The following is a 16,729-nucleotide window of genomic DNA, read 5'->3' as shown; positions in this document are numbered from 1 at the left end:
CGGCGCTCCGCAAGCCTTGCCGCGATAGGCGCCCGGGCTTAACAACCGCGCCCATGTCCGACACTGCGCCGCGGGAGGCGTCGACGCCGTCCCAGTGGGCCGCGCCGTCGCTGATCGCCGTGATCTTTATCAACATGCTGGGCTTCGGGATCATCGTCCCGTTGCTGCCCTTCTATGCCAAGTCGATGCACGCGGCGCCTTGGCAGATCGCGCTGATCTTCTCGGCCTATGCCATGGGCGGCTTCTTCGGCGAACCGTTCTGGGGGCGGCTCTCGGACCGCTATGGGCGCAAGCCCCTGCTGATCTCGACCATAACCGGCAACTGCTTCTGCTATCTGGCGCTGGCCTTCGCGCCGAACGTCGCGGCGGCCTTCGTCGTGCGTTTCCTCGGCGGGCTGATGAGCGGCAACGGCGCGGTGATCCAGGGCTATATCGCCGACGTCACCCCGCCGGAGCGCCGCGCGCGGATGCTGTCGCGGCAGGGCGCGGCCTGGAACGTCGGGATGATCGTGGGGCCGGCGGTGGGCGGCGCCTTCGCCCACACGGACATGGGGCCGATCGGCTTTCGGATCCCGCTGTTCATCGCCTCGGCCCTGTCGGCGGTGGCGGTATCGGGGATCGTCCTGTTCATCCGCGAGAGCAAGGTGCGCGACCAGTCCATCAGCCACCGACCGAGCCGCTGGTCGGCGGTGGGCGAGGCGGTGCGCCATCCGGTGATCGGGCGGCTGATGCTGCTGACCTTCCTGGTGGGCTTCGCCTTCACCGGCATCGAGTCGACCTTCGGCCTCTGGGGCCAGGCCCGCTTCGGCTGGGGCCCGCGGCAGATCAGCATCTGCTTCGCCGCCGTCGGCCTGGTGGCGGCGCTGACCCAGTTCTTCGTCACCGGCCCGCTCTCCGAGCGGTTCGGCGAGGGCCGCATGCTGGCGATCGGCATGGGGGTGAACGCGCTGGGCTCGGTGCTGCAGCCATTCTCCACCGGCCTCATCATGACCACCGGTCTGATGTGCGTCACCGCCATCGGCCAGTCGGTGGCCTGGCCCAATGTGGGCGCGCTGATCTCCCGCACCGCCGACCCGCACCGCCAGGGCCAGATCCTCGGCCTGAACAACGCCGCCGGCGCCTTCGCCCGCTTCGTGGGGCCGCTCTCGGCCGGCCTGACCTTCGCCGCGATCAGCATCGACGCACCCTTCATCCAGGGCGCGCTGATCGTCGCGCCGGCCATCCTCCTGGCGCTCAGCGCCGCGCGCCGGGCCCCGCCGCGCAACGTCCAGGGGCATGCGCTGTGAGCGCCGTCCCGCACCATCTGACCCCGGTCGAGGAGCGGCGGTCGCTGATCGTCCTGCTCACGGTCATCTTCCTGATGATCGCGGGCTTCGGCCTGGTGATCCCGCTCCTGCCGTTCTTCGCCAAGGCCTTCGACGCCCCGCCCTGGCAGGTGACCCTGCTGTTCTCGGCCTTCTCGTTCGGCCAGTTCCTCGGCGAGCCCTTCTGGGGGCGGCTGTCGGACCGGATCGGCCGCAAGCCCGTGCTGATCATCACCATCACCGCCGTGGCCCTGAGCTATGCGGCCCTGGCCTTCGCGCCCAATATTATGGCGGCCTTCGTGATCCGGTTCCTGACCGGCATCTTCGCCGGCAACATCTCGACCCTGCAGGGCGCGATGGCCGACATCACCCCGCCCGACCGCCGCGCCGGGCGCATGGGGATCATGGGCGCGGCGTTCAGCGCGGGCTTCACCACCGGCCCGGCGATCGGCGGCCTGCTGGCCCAGCCGAGCCGCGGCGCGCTCGGCTTCCAGCTGCCGCTGCTGGTCGCGGCGGGATTCGCGCTCGCCTCGGCGGTGGCGGTCGTGGCCTTCGTCCGCGAGAGCCGGCCCGATCCCTCCGCCCACCGTCCGCACCGCCCCCGGATCGAGGGGCTGAAGGAGGCCTGGGCGCACCCGGTGATCAGCCGGATCCTGCTGATCAGCTTCATCGTCGTCGTCGGCTTCGCGGGCATCGAAGCGACCTACGGCCTCTGGACCCAGGCGCGCTTCGGCTGGGGCCCACGCCAGATCGGCCTGGCCTTCATGGTGATCGGATTGCTGGGCGCCTTCTGCCAGGGGTGGCTCTCGGGCCGGCTGGTGCGCCGCTACGGCGAGCCCCGGACACTGACCGGCGGCCTGGCGTTCATGGGCCTGGGCCTGGCGGTGCAGGGCCTAGCGCCGGTATGGCCGGTGGCGATCGTCGGTTTCGCCCTGGTCTGCATCGGCCAGTCGATCTGCTTCCCGAACCTCACGGCGCTGATCTCGCGCGCCGCGCCGCCGGACCGCCAGGGCGAGATGCTGGGCCTCAACATGAGCGGCATGGCGCTGGCGCGGATCGGCGGGCCGGTGCTGGCGGGGGAGCTGTTCTCGGTAGTGGCGCCGGGGGCGCCCTTCGCGGTGGCGGCCTTCCTGATCCTGCCCGGCCTGTGGTTCGCCGGGCAGGTCAGGAAGCGGGTTCCGCTGTCGGCCTAGGCCTTGACGTCGACCAACCCGCCCATGCCGGGCGGCTTGGCGGCTGTGACCTTGGGGCTATCGTCCTGGTCGTCGTCCTGGTCCGGGGCGGCCGCGACCGGCGGCTGATCGTTCTGGACCGGCTTGACCGGGGTCAGGGGAATGGAGGGCGGTGTCGAACTGATGGGAGAAATACTCGACATTCTAGTCTCCGAGCGGTCGCCGTTCGCGACCTAAGCTGCACCATAGGGGATCACGCTTAACCTCTCGTTCAGAGCTGGCGAAAAATCCGCGCAAGCGGCCCGTTGGCCGGCCCCGGCGCATGATCTTGCTTTTCGCCGCTCTTTCCCCTACTAACCCGCCCCTTCGGAGCCGCCTGGCCCATGGCATGCCAGGGCGGCTCATCAATACGCCAGAGGACGGGGCTTCGGCTCCGCAGAGAAATGCCGAAACTGAAGACGAAGTCAGGCGCCAAAAAGCGCTTCAAACTCACTGCGACCGGGAAGATCAAGGCCGGTGTGGCCGGCAAGCGCCACCGCCTGCTCTCCCACAACGCCAAGTACATCCGTCAGAACCGTGGAACGAAGGTGATGAGCGCGTCCGACGCGAAGATCATCAAGATCTTCCTTCCCTACGGCCTCAGCTAAGGAGCGCTGACAGATGGCTCGCGTCAAACGGGGCGTCACCGCCCACGCCAAGCACAAGAAGGTTCTCGAGCAGGCCAAGGGCTTCTACGGGCGCCGCAAGAACACCATCCGCACCGCCAAGGCGGCCGTGGACAAGGCCGGCCAGTACGCCTATCGCGACCGCAAGGTCCGCAAGCGGGCGTTCCGCTCGCTGTGGATCCAGCGCATCAACGCCGCGGCGCGCGAAGAAGGCATGACCTACGCCCGATTTATCCACGGCCTTGATCGGGCCGGGATCGAAATGGACCGCAAGGTCCTCGCGGACATCGCGGGTAACGATCCGACCGCTTTCAAGGCCATCGCAGAGAAGGTTCGCGCCGCGCTGGCTTGAGGCTGAAGGTCACCTAGACCTCGAAGCATTCCAAAGCCCTCCGGCTGAACCGCCGGGGGGCTTTTTGCTGTCCCCCTTCACCCCGTGAAGTGCGCAGGCTAGGACACCCGTCATATGACCGATCTGACCAAACTCGAGGCCGAGCTGGCCGCCGCCGTTGAGGCCGCGTCCGACGTGGCCGCCCTGGAAGCCGTGCGGGTCGCAGCACTGGGCAAATCCGGGTCCGTCTCCGAACTGCTCAAGACGCTGGGGGCCATGAGCCCCGACGAGCGCCGCGAGCGGGGGCCCGCGATCAACGGCCTGCGCGACCGCATCGCCGCCGCGATCGCCGAGCGCAAGGCCGGGCTGGAGGCGGGCGAACTCGACGCCAAGCTCGCCGCCGAGCGCGTCGACCTGACGCTGCCGCCGCCGCCTGAGCGCCGCGGCCGGGTGCACCCGACCATGCAGGTGCAGGACGAGATGATCGCCATCTTCGCCGAAATGGGCTTCGGCCTGGCGGAAGGCCCCGACATCGAGGACGACTTCCACAACTTCACCGCCCTGAACTTCCCGCCGAAGCACCCGGCGCGGGAGATGCACGACACCTTCTGGCTGCCCGAGGACGAACGCGGCGAGCGCAAGGTGCTGCGCACCCACACGAGCCCGGTTCAGATCCGCACCATGCAGCGGACCAATGAGAAGCTGCCGGCCTGGATCGCCAACGGGCAAGAACCGCCGATCCGCATCATCGTGCCGGGCCGCACCTACCGCTCGGACTCGGACGCCACCCACACCCCGATGTTCCACCAGCTGGAGGGCCTGGTCATCGACAAGGCGATCCACATGGGCCACCTGAAGTGGACGCTGGAGACCTTCATCTCGCGCTTCTTCGAGACGCCGTTGGTGGAGACCCGCTTCCGGCCGCACCACTTCCCCTTCACCGAGCCCAGCGCCGAGATGGACGTGCGCTGCGACCGCTCCGGCGGCGAGGTCAGGATCGGCCAGGGCGACGACTGGATGGAGATCGTCGGCTGCGGGATGGTGCATCCCAATGTGCTGAAGAACTGCGGCCTAGATCCCGACGTCTGGCAGGGCTTCGCCTTCGGCTTCGGCATCGACCGGCTGGGGATGCTGAAGTACGGCATGCCCGACCTGCGCGACATGTTCGCCTCGGACGTCCGCTGGCTGGAGCACTTCGGCTTCTCGGCCTTCGCCGCGCCCAATCCCGCCACCGGCCTGAGCTGAGGAGAGAGCGATGAAGTTCACACTCTCCTGGCTCAAGGAACACCTCGACACCACGGCCACCGCCGCCGAGGTGGTCGAGGCGATGACCATGGCCGGCCTCGAGGTCGAGCACGTCGAAGACCCGGCGGCGAAGCTCGCCCAGTTCACGGTCGCCAAGATCGTCGAGGCGGTGCAGCACCCCAACGCCGACCGCCTGCGGGTCTGCCAGGTCGACACCGTCGACGGGCGCAAGGAGATCGTCTGCGGCGCGCCTAACGCACGGGCCGGGCTGACGACTATCTACGCCCCGCTGGGCGCCTATGTGCCGGGCTCCGGGATCACGCTGGAAGCCAGGCCGGTTCGCGGGGTGGTCTCCAACGGCATGCTCTGCTCGGCCAAGGAGCTGGAGGTCGCCGAGGAATCCGACGGCATCGTCGAGCTGCCGGACGGCCTGGCCGTGGGCGTCAGCGCCACCGAGGCCTTCGGCCTGGAGGCGGTGATCGATTTCGAGGTCACGCCCAACCGGCCCGACTGGCTGGGCGTGGTCGGCATCGCCCGCGACCTGGCCGCCGTCGGCCTGGGCAAGCTGAAGGATCCGGCGGTCGCGGCCGTGCCGGGCAAGTCCCCGCTGAGCCTGGAAATCCGCGTCGATGGCGACGCCTGCCCGGTGTTCGCCGGGCGGTTGATCCGTGGCGTGAAGAACGGCCCTTCGCCCGCCTGGCTGCAGCGCAAGCTGATCGCCATCGGCCTTCGCCCGATCAGCGCCCTGGTCGATATCACCAACCTGATGTCCTACGACCGCTGCCGGCCGCTGCACGTCTATGACGCCGCCAAGCTATCGGGCGGCTTCGTCGAAGCGCGGCTCGGCAAGGCCGGCGAACGCCTGGAGGCCCTCGACGGCAAGACCTACGAGATCAGCGCCGAGGTCTGCGTCATCGCCGACGGCTCTGGCGCGATCGGCCTGGGCGGCGTCATGGGCGGGGAATCCACCAAGGTCAGCGAGGCCACCACGGAGGTCTTCGTGGAGAGCGCCTACTTCGACCCGATCCGCACCGCCCAGACCGGCCGCACGCTCGGCATCGGCTCCGACGCCCAGTACCGCTTCGCCCGCGGCGTCGACACCGCCTTCGTGACGCCGGGCCTGGAACTGGCAACCAAGCTGATCCTCGAGATCTGCGGCGGCGAGCCTTCGGAGGTCCGGGTGGCCGGCCACGCGCCCGCTCCGCCGGCCGCCTTCGAGTTCGACCACGCCTATGTGAAGAAGCTCTCGGGCCTCACCGTCAGCAGCGCGCGGATCGAGGCGATCCTCACCGACCTCGGCTTCGCCGTGCGCGGCGAGATGGTCACGCCCCCGACCTGGCGCCGCGACGTCGAGGGCAAGGCCGACCTCGTCGAGGAGGTGGCCCGCATCGAGGGCTTCGGCGCCCTGCCCTCGACGCCCCTGCCGGAGATGCCGCGCGCCGTGGGCGGCGTGCTCACCGTGCGCCAGACCCGCATGCGCAACGCCCGGCGCGCCATGGCGGCCCGCGGCTATGCCGAGGCGGTGACCTGGAGCTTCATGCGCACCGACTGGGCCAGGCTGTTCGGCGGCGGGGACCAGGCGCTTCGGCTCTCCAACCCGATCGCGTCGGACCTCGACTGCATGCGGCCCTCGATCCTGCCGAACCTGATCGACGCGGCCGCCCGCAACGCCCGCCAGGGCTTCGCCGACGCCGCGGTCTTCGAGGTGGGTCCGACCTTCAAGGGCGACCAGCCGGCCGACCAGCTGACCATCGTCGCGGCCCTCGTCGCGCCGCATGAGCCGCGCCGCTGGGACGGCGGCCATGCCGATCCGCTGTTCGCGCTGAAGGCCGACCTGATGGCCCTGCTGGACGAGATGGGCGCCCCGCCCCTGCAGGTGGTGCAGGGCCACGCCTCGCCCTGGTGGCATCCCGGCCGCTCGGCCCGGCTGCAGCTTGGACCGAAAAACGTGATCGCCGAGTTCGGCGAACTGCATCCGCGCATCCTGAAGGACCTCGACGCCGAGGGGCCGATGCTGGCCTTCGAGCTCGACCTGGGCGCCATTCCGGAGCCGAAGAAGAAACCCACCAAGACCAGGCCGGCGCTGGCGCTCTCGCCCTTGATGCCGCTCACCCGCGACTTCGCGTTCCTGGTGGATCAGGCGACGCCGGCCGGGGAGGTCGTTCGCCCCATCCTGGGCGTCGACAAATCGCTGATCGCCGACGCACGGGTCTTCGACATCTACCAGGGCAAGGGCGTGCCGGAGGGCCAGAAGTCGGTGGCGGTCGAGGTCACGGTCCAGCCCACCGAGAAGACCCTCACCGACGCCGAGATCGAGGCGCTGTCGGCCAAGATCGTCGCGGCGGCGGAAAAGGCCGTGGGCGCGAAGCTCAGGAGCTGAGTTCGACCTGGCCCGGCCGGATCGCGCGCCACCAGACCTTGAGCGGGTGGGCGTACTGGCCGAGCGCGCCCGCGCCCAGGTCCTCGCGGACGCCCAGCGGCGCCGTGCAGGGGCCGGGCTGGTAGTAGGTGCCGAACGCCCGATCCCAGACCGAGAAGACGGTCGCGAAGTTGTGGCCGGAGCCCTCGACGTCGCGGGCGTGGTGCCAGCGGTGCATCACCGGCGAATTCACCACCCGGCCGGCCTTGCCGAGCGTCCAGGGCACGTCGGCGTGGATGAAATAGCCCCAGTAGTGGCGGACCAGCGCATTGGCGGCGAGCGCCCAGACCGGCAGGCCGAGCGCGCTCAGGAGCACCATGTCGACGAGCGAGCCCGCCCGGTCGATCGGGTGCATGCGCTCCAGGCTGAGCCAGGTCAGGTGGGTGTCGCTGTGGTGCACGGCGTGGGCCGGCCAGAGCCAGCGGCTGTGCTGGATGCGGTGGCGCCAATATCCGAAGAAGTCGCCGAGCACGATGGCCACGGCCACCGTCGGCCAGCGCCCCAGCCAGGCCCAGACCCGGGCGCTGTCGAGTTGCAGGCCGTGGGCCGCGGCCATCCCGACCACCGTGGCGAGACCGATGGTCAGCAGCGGGCTGATGGCCAGCGCATCGACCACAACCATGGTCAGATTGATCTTCGTCTCGCCCGCCGCGAGGCGGGCGTCGGTGAGCGCGCGGCGGCCCTTGGTCAGCCAGGCCAGCGCCGCGAAGGCGAGCGCGCAGAGCACCAGCGGGCCGATCACCGCGGCAAACGGCTTTGCGAGCCGTTCCAACGCTTCCAGCAGCTGCTGCACCAGGACCTCCGCCTCGCGCCCGAGGGCGCTCTCCCGGACGATGCGCAGAGCTCACCGAATCTTCGATTAATGCGCGAGCTCGCCCGCCACGCGTTCGAGGCCCCCGACGATCCGCGGCCAGCCGCCGCCCATGGCCTGGTAGCCGCCTTCATCCTGCGGCCGGAAGCCGGACTGCTCCATGCGCACCTGGGTCCCGCCCGCTGTCGGGGTCAGGGTCCAGGTGACGATGGTCTTCAACCCCTCCTTGGCTTCATCGCCCGAGGCGTTCCAGCTGTAGACCAGCCGCGTCGGCGCCTCGACCGCCAGGACTTCGCAGTCGGTGACCCCGTTCCACATGTTCGGGATCGGCGTCGCGCGGAAATTGAAGCGGTGGCCGACCACCGGCTCGAAGTCGTTCTGCATCAGCCATTCGGCGACCAGCGGCCCCTGGGTCAGGGCGCGCCATACCTTCTGCGGCGGGTGGGGCATCAGCCGTTCGACGACGATGCTCTTGGTGGCGAGGGTTTCGGTCATGGGTCGGGCCTCTGGCTATTGGTCCATACGGTTGAGCAGGTCTTCCAGGCGGTCGAAGCGTTCGCGCCAGAAGACGGCGTAGAGCGCCATCCAGTCGATCAGCGGCTTCAGCCCCTCGGGCGAGGCGGCGTAGCGGACGAAGCGGCCGTCCCGCCGCTCGGTGACCAGTCCCGCCTGGCGCAACACCGCCAGGTGCTGGGAGACCGCCGGCTGGGAGACGCCCGCGCCCGCCACCAGATCGCCGACGCTGAGCTCGCCCTCCCCCGCCAGCCGCTCGAATACCGCCCGGCGGGTCGGGTCGGCGAGGGTGCGGAAGAGATCGGGGGCGGGTGGAGGCGTCACGGTCAATACATAAGTTGATACTTATATGTTAGTCAAGCGGCCGGCGGATCGCGACAATCCTCGCTTAACGGGGGGCTGTCAGACTGGCGCTTCACCCAGGGAGCGTCCCTTGTCGGCATCCGAGGCCGCGTCCCGACCGGCAGGCCGGTCGCCAGCGATCCTGCTCGTCCTCGTTGGTCTGGCGGCCGTGGCGCTCGGCGTCGAACGGACCTGGCTGGCGGCGGTCCAGCCGCTGTGGTTCGACGAGGCCTGGACGCTCTCGGTGGCGGCCACGCCCGACTGGAAGAGCTTCCTCGCCGAGGCCTATAACGACGTCAACGCGCCGCTCTACTACGGCCTGATGCGGCTCTGGTCGATGGTCGCGGGGGCCTCGGACATAGCCCTGCGGCTGCCGGGCCTGCTGGCGGTCGCAGCGGCAGGCCTGATCCCGCTCATGACCCGCATCAAGGGTCTGTCGTTCGCGGCCCGGCTGACCTGGGGCGTGACGATCTTCGGCTGGTGGGGCGTGGGCGTCTTCCTCAGCGGCCGCTGCTATGGCCTGCTGCTGGCGCTATCCGTCGCCCAGGCCATCGCGTTCGCGGCCCTGCTGGTCCGGCCCGGCCGGCGCAACGCCTGGCTCTGGTGCGGCCTCGCCGCCGCGGCGATCCTCACCCAATATGTGGCCGCGATCCCGGCTGCAGCCCAGGGCCTGGTCTATCTGGCGGCCCGGCGGAAACAGGCGCTGCGCACCTGGCCGGCCCTCCTCGCCTTCGCCCCGGCGCTCGGCTGGATCGCCTACCATGCCCCCCGGCTTAGGGCCTTCTCCGCCGCCGACGTCGCCTGGCACCCGCTGGTGACCTTGCAAAGCGCCCCGCAGTTCGCGGCCTTCACCGTCAATCCCTCGACCCTGCTCGGCCTGCCGCTCGCGGGCGGGCTGGTCGTCGCCATGCTGCTGCTCGGCCGCCGCCCGGCGCCCGATGTGGAGACCACGCCGGAGGAGACGGACCCCCTATGGCTGGTCGTCGGGGCCGCCGTCCTGGGCCTGGCCCTGATGCTGGCCTTCGGGGCGCTCCGGCCGAGCCTCACCGGACGCTACCTGATCCCGCTCGCGCCGGGCCTGCTGCTCGGCCTCGTGCTCTGCGCCCGGCGCGCGGCCCACCCTCGCCTCGCCTACGGCGCCCTGATGGCCCTCTACCTGGGCGCCGCCCTGTGGCCGGGCGGCTTCACGGCCAGCCTGCGCCAAGGCGCGCCCTACGGCTACGAGGAGGCCTCCACGACGCTGATGCGGCACGGCGTGACCCACGTGGCCTACGTCTGGGATCACGAGGCGACGCGGATCGAGGCGCCGGCCTCACTGGAGCGCGCCGGTGCGGCCTTCTTCCGCCGGGCGGGGTATCCGGTGGCCGTGACCCCGGTCGTCACCCGGCCGGACCAGGACGCCAATCCGCTGGCGCTGGCCGCCGCCAGCGGGCCGCGTCCGGGGATCATCTGGATCTACAACCGCCGCGGCGCGACCTCGGCCCGGCGCTTCCCGCCGAACATCCCGGCGCTCGATCCACGCTGGACCTGCGAGCGGATCGGCGACGCCGAGATCGGCAGTCTCGCCTGCTGGCGCGCGCCTTGAGCTTGACTTCCGCCGGGGCGCCGCGGCCGCGATAGGCCCGAACCCGAGGAGGCGGACATGGACATCAACGGCGTCGCGCACACCTTCATCACCGCCGGCGACTTCGAGGCGAGCGTCGCCTTCTACCGCCGGCTGCTGCCGTTCTTGGGGATGCAGATCGTCGCCGACAGCCCCGACACCTTCTATGGCGTCGGCGGGCGGACCGGCTTCGGCATCCGCCGCCCGTCGGCGGACCATGCCGGCGCCCGGTTCGACCAGGGCCGGATCGGCCTGCACCATCACTGCTGGCGGGCCCGCGAGCGGGGCGACATCGACGAGGCCTTCGCCTTCCTGACCTCGATCGGGGCGCGGGTGGTCCATGGGCCGCAGGAGGACGCCTTCGCGCCGGGCTACTATTCGATCCTCTTCGAGGACCCGGACGGCGTGCGCCTGGAGATCAACCACGTCCCCGGCCGCGGCCTCTTCGCCACCGAGAGCCAGACGGTCGGCGCGAGCCTGGATTGAGCGCCGAGGCAAATCCGATGATTTTCTGGATCGCGAGCCTGGCCGGACTGGGGGTCGCCTATCTCTTCGGGTCTCTGCCCACCGGCTACCTGGCGGGGAAACTGCTCAAGGGCATCGATATCCGGGAGCACGGCTCCAAATCCGTCGGGGCGACCAACGTCCTGCGGACCCTGGGAACATGGCCGGCGCTGGCCGTGCTCGTGGTCGATGTGCTGAAAGGCGCGGCGGCGATCGTGTTCGCCCGCTGGTTCTATCCCTGGCTCTACACCCTGCCATCCGTCACGCCGCCGGCGGGGCTCGATCTGCAAACCTTGGCGCCCTGGGCGGTCTGCCTGGCCGGCCTTGCCGTGGTGGTGGGGCACAGCCGCTCGATCTGGCTGAAGTTCGCGGGCGGCAAGTCCGCGGCGACAGGGCTCGGGGTCCTGCTGGCGCTTTCCTGGCCGGTCGGCCTGGGCGCCGCGATCGCTGTCGGCGTCGTGCTGGCGCTCACCCGGATCATGTCCCTGGGTTCGATGCTGGGGGCGCTGACGGCGATCGCCCTCGTCTGCGCCCTACCGCAGCCGGCGGCCTATCGGGTCCTGGTGATCGCCGGCGGCCTCTACGTGATCGTGCGCCATCGCGCCAACATCCAGCGGCTGCTGGCCGGAACAGAGCCACGCCTGGGGCAGAGCAGCCCCTAAGCGCCCTAAGTCAGATCAGCCGGTCGGGCCTGGATCTAGAACGGAATGATGCTGCGGCGGCGCGTGTAGGCGAGGTAGCCGATGTTGGCGCCCAGCCGGAAGCCGACGCCGGCGCGGATCGGGGCCAGCACGATCTGGTCGGCCTTCTGGTAGTTCACGCCCAGGCCGCCGATGAAATAGGCCGAGCCCTCGACGCCGGGGAACCGCTGGAAGATGTCCTTCGGGTCGTCGAGCAGGTAGCAGAGGGTGAAGACCCGGCTGGCGTTGCCGCCGAAGTCCCAGCCGACCGAGGGGCCCTGCCAGAACACCTCCATCGGCTCGCGGCCCTTCATGTAGAGCAGGCCCCGGCCATAGCGCGCGCCGACGGCGATCGCGCCTGAGCCCTCCTGGCCGGCGATATAGGCGGTGGGCCGGCCGTTGTTCTTGAACACCCGCTCGACCGCCCCGCCGGCCGCCTCGGCGGTGACGCCCAGGAAGTCGGAGACGGAGTTGACGATCTCGTCGCGGCTATAGGGCTCGGCGTGCGGCGGCCGGCCGTCGGATGGCGGCGAGCCGGTGGGCCCGCTAGTCGGATAGCTCGGCGTCGAATTGGGCGGCGGCGGGGCCTGCGGCGGCGGATTGATCGGGTCGTCGCGCAGCTGCGGACCCTCATCGCGCGGCCGGGCCGGCGGCAGTTGGATAGGCTCGGCCCTGGCGACGCCGGCGGCGCCCAGGGTGACGAGGCCCGAAACGATCAGGGTTCGACGGTCCATGGGCGCAAGTCCTCCAGCGTTATTCGATTCCAGCCCGCCCAGGCTGTTCTTGGAATATGTCGTCTTAACGCCCGATTAACCGTGTTTCGGCGCGGCGGCCGCTTGCGATAGGGCGTCTCTCTCGCACACGCGAAGGCCCAGGCCGCGCCAAGGCGCGGGCGTCTCTCTCGCACACGCGAAGGAATGTGCTAGACGCGGGCGCAACATGACCACCCCGCTTTCCCACATCCGCAACTTCGCCATCGTCGCGCACATCGACCACGGCAAGTCGACGCTCTCCGACCGGCTGATCCAGGAGACCGGCGCGCTGACCCAGCGCGAGATGACCGAGCAGGTGCTCGACAACATGGACATCGAGCGCGAGCGCGGGATCACCATCAAGGCCCAGACCGTGCGGCTGAACTACAAGGCCGACGACGGCGAGACCTATGTCCTGAACCTGATGGACACGCCAGGCCACGTGGACTTCGCCTACGAGGTCTCCCGCAGCCTGGCGGCCTGCGAAGGCTCGATCCTGGTGGTCGACGCGTCCCAGGGCGTCGAGGCCCAGACGCTGGCCAACGTCTACCAGGCCATCGACAACAACCACGAGATCGTCCCGGTCCTCAACAAGATCGACCTGCCGGCCGCCGAGCCCGAGCGGATCCGCCAGCAGATCGAGGACGTCATCGGCCTCGACGCTTCGGACGCCATCCTCACCTCGGCCAAGACCGGGGTCGGCATCCACGAGCTGCTGGAGGCCATCGTCCACCGCCTGCCGGCCCCCAAGGGCGACGCCGCCGCGCCGCTCAAGGCGCTGCTGGTCGACGCCTGGTACGACGCCTACCTCGGTGTCGTCGTGCTGGTCCGGGTGATCGACGGCACGCTGCGCTCCGGCCAGCGCGTGAAGATGATGCAGCAGGGCTCGACCCACCTGATCGACCGGATCGGGGTCTTCAACCCCAAGCGCACCGAGGTCGAGAGCCTGGGCCCCGGCGAGATCGGCTTCATCACCGCCCAGATCAAGGAAGTCGCCCAGGCCGCGGTCGGCGACACCATCACGGACGAAAAGCGCCCCGCCGCCGAGGCCCTGCCCGGCTTCCGCGACGTGCAGCCGGTGGTGTTCTGCGGCCTCTTCCCGGTGGACGCCGCCGACTTCGAGGACCTGCGCGCCGCCATCGGCCGGCTGCGCCTGAACGACGCCTCGTTCAGCTACGAGATGGAGACCTCCGCGGCGCTCGGCTTCGGCTTCCGCTGCGGATTCCTGGGCCTTCTCCATCTGGAGATCATCCAGGAGCGGCTCTCCCGCGAGTTCGACCTCGACCTGATCGCGACGGCGCCCAGCGTCATCTACAAGATCGGCCTGATCGACGGCTCGGAGGTGGAGCTGCACAATCCGGCCGACATGCCCGACCCGGTGAAGATCGCCACCATCGCCGAGCCCTGGATCAAGGCCACCATCCTGACGCCCGACGAATATCTCGGCAGCGTGATCAAGCTCTGCCAGGACCGCCGCGGCTCGCAGCGCGAGCTCTCCTACGTCGGCTCCCGCGCCCTCGTCGTCTACGACCTGCCGCTCAACGAGGTGGTGTTCGACTTCTACGACCGGCTGAAGAGCGTCTCCAAGGGCTACGCCTCCTTCGACTACCAGATCGAGGACTATCGGGTCGGCAACCTGGTGAAGATGACCATCCTGGTGAATTCCGAGCCGGTCGATGCACTCTCCATGCTGGTCCACGCCGACCGCGCGGAAGCCAGGGGCCGCGGCATGGTCGAGAAGATGAAGGACCTGATCAGCCCGCACATGTTCCAGATCCCGATCCAGGCGGCGATCGGCGGCCGGATCGTCGCGCGCGAGACCGTCCGGGCGCTGCGCAAGGACGTCACCGCCAAGTGCTACGGCGGCGACATGAGCCGCAAGCGCAAGCTGCTCGACAAGCAGAAGGCCGGCAAGAAGCGCATGCGCCAGTTCGGCAAGGTCGAGATCCCGCAGGAAGCCTTCATCGCGGCCCTGAAGATGGACGCGGACTAGGCTCGTGGCCTGACGCTGGGTCACGATTGCGGGCCTACGCGCCCGGGCATAGCCTTCGCTCGTCCTAGAGACGCGCAGGGAGGCCGCGATGGCCGACAGCTTCGTCCTCGAGATCCCCGAGCAGGTGGGCCTAGCGGTCGCCACGGCGCGACAGCCTCAGGCCAGGACCCGCGACTGGCCGGCCGGCACGCGGATCGTCTCGGCCGACAGCCACATGCTGGAGTCGGACCTCTGGGTTGACCGCTTCCCGCCGCACCTGCGCGACCAGGCGCCGCGGATGCTCTTCCGGGACGGCGGCTGGGACCTCTCCATCGCCGGCCGGTCGATGACGCCGGAGCCGGTGGCGGCGGCGCTCTGCAACGCGCTCGAATGCTACCCGGGGCTGACCGACCTCGACGCGCGGATCGCCGACCTCGACATCGAGGGCGTGGAGAAGGAGCTGATCTTCCCGCAACGGCTGTTCGGCCTGATGACGTTCGGCGAGATCGAGAACAAGGACCACGTGTTCGGCGCCTACAACGAACACATCGGCGAGGTCTGCGCCCGCTCCAACGGCCGCTGCTATCCGGTGATGGTTCCGAGCTACTGGGAGCCCGAAGCCGCGAAAGACAGCGTGGCCCGCTGCGCCGAGCTGGGCGCGCGCTGCCTGATGGTCCCGATCAAACCCGGCAAGTTCGCCGACGGCCGCACCATCCAGTACAACCACGGCCGCATGGACCCCCTGTGGGCGGCCATCGAAGCCTCGGGCCTGCCGCTGGCCTTCCACATCGGCGAGGCGATCCCGACCGCCGAGCCGGGCGCGGTCGGGGTCTCGGTGCTGACCCAGATGCAGGGCTTCCGCCAGAACTGGGCCCAGCTCACCTTTGGCGGCGTCTTCGACCGCTTCCCGGGCTTGCAGGTGGTGTTCGTGGAGGCGGGCCTCGCCTGGATCCCCGGCATGCTCCACGACGCCGACATGATCTATAATTCCTTCCCGACCATGGTCTCGCCGAAGCTCACCCATCCGCCGAGCTGGTACTGGCGGGCGCACTGCTACGCGACCTTCATGACCGATCCTGTGGGGCTGGAGATGCTGCATCGGATCGGCGCGGATCGGGTGATGTGGTCCTCCGACTACCCGCACCAGGAAAGCACCTTCGGCTATACCCGCAGCGCCATCGAAGCGGTCTTCAAGGCCGTCGCGCTCGAGGACGCCCAGAAGATCCTCGGCAAGACCGCCCTGGCGCTCTTCCGGATGGAGGGCTAGGGCCGCGCGGCCCTAGCCGCTAGCGCGACCCGCCAGGCCCCGGCGCCTTGCCCGCCGCCTCTTCCGCCCGCCGCGCCCCGCGCAGGATGCTCGGCAGGGCGTAGTTGCCCTCGTGGCAGGCGTATTCGTAGAGCGGTCCCTTGGTGGTGTTGAGCGGCATCTCGCCCCGCCAGGTCTTGCTGTAGGCGGTCGGGTCCTCGACCTTGAACTCATAGAGGATCTGGGCCGCCGAAACGCGGGTGAAGCGCTCGGTCACCTTGGCGTCCTTCGAGACGAAGATGGTCGTCGGGATGCCGGGCCTCAGCACCTCGCCTGGATTGAAGTTGGTGGTCTCGACCACCAGGGTGTCGCCTTCCCACCAGCCGACGCTGTCGCCCATCCAGGGGCGGATATGGGCCGGCAGGTGCGTGCGGTCGCCCAGCCGGATGATCCGCGCGTCGTGGTCCATCTCGACCAGGATGACCACGTGGTCCCGATCCTGCTGGATCTGATAGGTGTTGTTGTAGAGCACGTTCAGCATCGGCGGCCCGGCGGTCGAGCCGAAGCCCAGCAGGCAGCGCTCGGCGACCTGGCGATATTCCGGATCGTCGGCGGCGCCGGAGATCTTCCGCACCTCGGCCAGGAAGAGGCGGCGGCCCTCAGGGCTGTAGGGCAGCTTGCCGTCCGCCGGCTCGATCAGCCAGGAGCTGCGAAGCTGGCCGCGGATCGCGCCGATCTTGGTTCCGGGATCGATCCAGAAGGTGTTGTAGCCCCCGGGGTCCGTGCCCGCGCTCGGCGCGCCGGCTTTCGGGTCCGAGGGCTTGGCGTCGGCCGAGACCGCCTGGGCGTAGCCCTGCTCCAGCGTGCGGGCCTCGGCGGGCGTGATCACCAGCGACTTGAACTGCGCCGGACGCTCGAGCTGGGTGATCGAGGCGTTGGTCCAGACGCCTGAGAAGTCCGGCTGGCCGAAGCCGTTGCGCGGCGCCTTGTAGGCCTGGCCGTCCGCGGAGCCCGCGAGCAGGGCGGCGGCCACCCCGGCCGCCAGCGCCCACGTCTGAATTCGACGGATCGAAAACGCCATCTGCTCACCCCCTGTTTGTCCCGGTAGGCGATAGCTCCTGGCCGACTATGCGCCTTCCGGGCCGCTGGGGCCACGGCCGCGATGGCGGC

At 69.7% G+C, this 16,729-nt stretch carries 17 protein-coding genes; 11 read left to right on the top strand and 6 right to left on the bottom strand.

Going from position 1 to position 16,729, the window contains the following annotated elements:
• Positions 1-53: 53 nt before the first annotated feature.
• Together ACESMY_RS07685 and ACESMY_RS07680 are read left to right on the top strand one after the other, a co-directional pair.
• Positions 54-1,286 (top strand): MFS transporter, encoded by a 1,233-nt coding sequence (locus ACESMY_RS07685; RefSeq protein WP_372783876.1) that lies wholly within the window; start codon positions 54-56, stop codon positions 1,284-1,286.
• Entirely contained in the window at positions 1,283-2,497 is a 1,215-nt protein-coding gene (locus ACESMY_RS07680) for an MFS transporter (protein ID WP_372783874.1), read from the top strand. The genes ACESMY_RS07685 and ACESMY_RS07680 overlap by 4 nt, the downstream gene beginning before the upstream one ends.
• Here the strand turns inward: ACESMY_RS07680 and ACESMY_RS07675 are convergent.
• On the bottom strand, positions 2,494-2,679 hold the full coding sequence (locus ACESMY_RS07675) for a hypothetical protein (protein ID WP_372783872.1): 186 nt from the start codon (positions 2,677-2,679) through the stop codon (positions 2,494-2,496). The genes ACESMY_RS07680 and ACESMY_RS07675 overlap by 4 nt on opposite strands.
• A gap of 240 nt (positions 2,680-2,919) precedes the next feature.
• Between ACESMY_RS07675 and rpmI the strand changes: the two genes are divergently transcribed.
• The 4 genes from rpmI (at position 2,920) to pheT (ending at position 7,097) form a co-directional block, all read left to right on the top strand.
• Entirely contained in the window at positions 2,920-3,123 is a 204-nt protein-coding gene (rpmI, locus tag ACESMY_RS07670) for a 50S ribosomal protein L35 (RefSeq protein WP_293375785.1), read from the top strand.
• A gap of 13 nt (positions 3,124-3,136) precedes the next feature.
• Complete coding sequence (rplT, locus tag ACESMY_RS07665) at positions 3,137-3,493, top strand: 50S ribosomal protein L20 (RefSeq protein ID WP_372783869.1); 357 nt, start codon at positions 3,137-3,139, stop codon at positions 3,491-3,493.
• Positions 3,494-3,607: 114 nt separating this feature from the next.
• Positions 3,608-4,717: a phenylalanine--tRNA ligase subunit alpha gene (pheS, locus tag ACESMY_RS07660; protein WP_372783867.1), complete on the top strand. Its 1,110-nt coding sequence runs from the start codon at positions 3,608-3,610 to the stop codon at positions 4,715-4,717.
• A gap of 10 nt (positions 4,718-4,727) precedes the next feature.
• Positions 4,728-7,097: a phenylalanine--tRNA ligase subunit beta gene (gene pheT, locus ACESMY_RS07655; RefSeq protein ID WP_372783865.1), complete on the top strand. Its 2,370-nt coding sequence runs from the start codon at positions 4,728-4,730 to the stop codon at positions 7,095-7,097.
• Here the strand turns inward: pheT and ACESMY_RS07650 are convergent.
• From ACESMY_RS07650 to ACESMY_RS07640, 3 genes are all read right to left on the bottom strand, one after another.
• Entirely contained in the window at positions 7,087-7,929 is an 843-nt protein-coding gene (locus ACESMY_RS07650; RefSeq protein ID WP_372783863.1) for a sterol desaturase family protein, read from the bottom strand. The two genes, pheT and ACESMY_RS07650, sit on opposite strands and share 11 nt — an antisense overlap.
• 66 nt (positions 7,930-7,995) lie before the next feature.
• Positions 7,996-8,442 (bottom strand): SRPBCC domain-containing protein, encoded by a 447-nt coding sequence (locus ACESMY_RS07645; RefSeq protein WP_372783861.1) that lies wholly within the window; start codon positions 8,440-8,442, stop codon positions 7,996-7,998.
• A gap of 15 nt (positions 8,443-8,457) precedes the next feature.
• A complete protein-coding gene (locus ACESMY_RS07640) occupies positions 8,458-8,784 on the bottom strand; it encodes an ArsR/SmtB family transcription factor (RefSeq protein WP_372783859.1) in 327 nt (108 codons plus the stop codon).
• A 109-nt stretch (positions 8,785-8,893) separates the two neighbouring features.
• Here ACESMY_RS07640 and ACESMY_RS07635 point away from each other — a divergent pair, with 109 nt between their 5' ends.
• The 3 genes from ACESMY_RS07635 to plsY are packed head-to-tail and all read left to right on the top strand — an operon-like array spanning position 8,894 to position 11,571.
• Positions 8,894-10,387: a hypothetical protein gene (locus ACESMY_RS07635; protein ID WP_372783857.1), complete on the top strand. Its 1,494-nt coding sequence runs from the start codon at positions 8,894-8,896 to the stop codon at positions 10,385-10,387.
• A gap of 57 nt (positions 10,388-10,444) precedes the next feature.
• On the top strand, positions 10,445-10,891 hold the full coding sequence (locus ACESMY_RS07630) for a VOC family protein (RefSeq protein WP_372783855.1): 447 nt from the start codon (positions 10,445-10,447) through the stop codon (positions 10,889-10,891).
• Between the two features lie 17 nt (positions 10,892-10,908).
• Positions 10,909-11,571, top strand: coding sequence for a glycerol-3-phosphate 1-O-acyltransferase PlsY (plsY, locus tag ACESMY_RS07625; protein WP_372783853.1), 663 nt, complete (start codon positions 10,909-10,911; stop codon positions 11,569-11,571).
• Between the two features lie 35 nt (positions 11,572-11,606).
• Here the strand turns inward: plsY and ACESMY_RS07620 are convergent, their stop codons facing one another.
• Positions 11,607-12,323 (bottom strand): DUF1134 domain-containing protein, encoded by a 717-nt coding sequence (locus tag ACESMY_RS07620; protein ID WP_372783851.1) that lies wholly within the window; start codon positions 12,321-12,323, stop codon positions 11,607-11,609.
• A gap of 205 nt (positions 12,324-12,528) precedes the next feature.
• On the opposite strand from ACESMY_RS07620, the gene lepA reads away from it, so the two are divergent.
• Both lepA and ACESMY_RS07610 read left to right on the top strand, forming a co-directional pair.
• The gene (lepA, locus tag ACESMY_RS07615; protein WP_372783849.1) at positions 12,529-14,334 is read left to right on the top strand and encodes a translation elongation factor 4; all 1,806 of its coding nucleotides are present in this window, start codon (positions 12,529-12,531) and stop codon (positions 14,332-14,334) included.
• An 88-nt stretch (positions 14,335-14,422) separates the two neighbouring features.
• Positions 14,423-15,580, top strand: a complete 1,158-nt coding sequence (locus ACESMY_RS07610; RefSeq protein ID WP_372783847.1) for an amidohydrolase family protein — start codon at positions 14,423-14,425, stop codon at positions 15,578-15,580.
• Between the two features lie 19 nt (positions 15,581-15,599).
• Here ACESMY_RS07610 and ACESMY_RS07605 read toward each other — a convergent pair whose 3' ends face one another.
• Positions 15,600-16,640, bottom strand: coding sequence for a hypothetical protein (locus tag ACESMY_RS07605; protein ID WP_372783845.1), 1,041 nt, complete (start codon positions 16,638-16,640; stop codon positions 15,600-15,602).
• Positions 16,641-16,729: the final 89 nt, after the last annotated feature.

The organism is Phenylobacterium sp. (genome assembly GCF_041691455.1).
Taxonomy (GTDB): domain Bacteria; phylum Pseudomonadota; class Alphaproteobacteria; order Caulobacterales; family Caulobacteraceae; genus Phenylobacterium.
This window is presented reverse-complemented; position numbering and strand designations above follow the sequence as displayed.

Bases quoted from the DNA above. Each gene is read 5' to 3' on its own strand.
- ACESMY_RS07685 (WP_372783876.1), top strand. From the start codon at position 54: ATGTCCGACACTGCGCCGCGGGAGGCGTCGACGCCGTCCCAGTGGGCC.
- ACESMY_RS07675 (WP_372783872.1), bottom strand. From the start codon at position 2,679: ATGTCGAGTATTTCTCCCATCAGTTCGACACCGCCCTCCATTCCCCTG.
- rpmI (WP_293375785.1), top strand. From the start codon at position 2,920: ATGCCGAAACTGAAGACGAAGTCAGGCGCCAAAAAGCGCTTCAAACTC.
- rplT (WP_372783869.1), top strand. From the start codon at position 3,137: ATGGCTCGCGTCAAACGGGGCGTCACCGCCCACGCCAAGCACAAGAAG.
- pheS (WP_372783867.1), top strand. From the start codon at position 3,608: ATGACCGATCTGACCAAACTCGAGGCCGAGCTGGCCGCCGCCGTTGAG.
- pheT (WP_372783865.1), top strand. From the start codon at position 4,728: ATGAAGTTCACACTCTCCTGGCTCAAGGAACACCTCGACACCACGGCC.
- ACESMY_RS07645 (WP_372783861.1), bottom strand. From the start codon at position 8,442: ATGACCGAAACCCTCGCCACCAAGAGCATCGTCGTCGAACGGCTGATG.
- ACESMY_RS07630 (WP_372783855.1), top strand. From the start codon at position 10,445: ATGGACATCAACGGCGTCGCGCACACCTTCATCACCGCCGGCGACTTC.
- plsY (WP_372783853.1), top strand. From the start codon at position 10,909: ATGATTTTCTGGATCGCGAGCCTGGCCGGACTGGGGGTCGCCTATCTC.
- ACESMY_RS07620 (WP_372783851.1), bottom strand. From the start codon at position 12,323: ATGGACCGTCGAACCCTGATCGTTTCGGGCCTCGTCACCCTGGGCGCC.
- lepA (WP_372783849.1), top strand. From the start codon at position 12,529: ATGACCACCCCGCTTTCCCACATCCGCAACTTCGCCATCGTCGCGCAC.
- ACESMY_RS07610 (WP_372783847.1), top strand. From the start codon at position 14,423: ATGGCCGACAGCTTCGTCCTCGAGATCCCCGAGCAGGTGGGCCTAGCG.
- ACESMY_RS07605 (WP_372783845.1), bottom strand. From the start codon at position 16,640: ATGGCGTTTTCGATCCGTCGAATTCAGACGTGGGCGCTGGCGGCCGGG.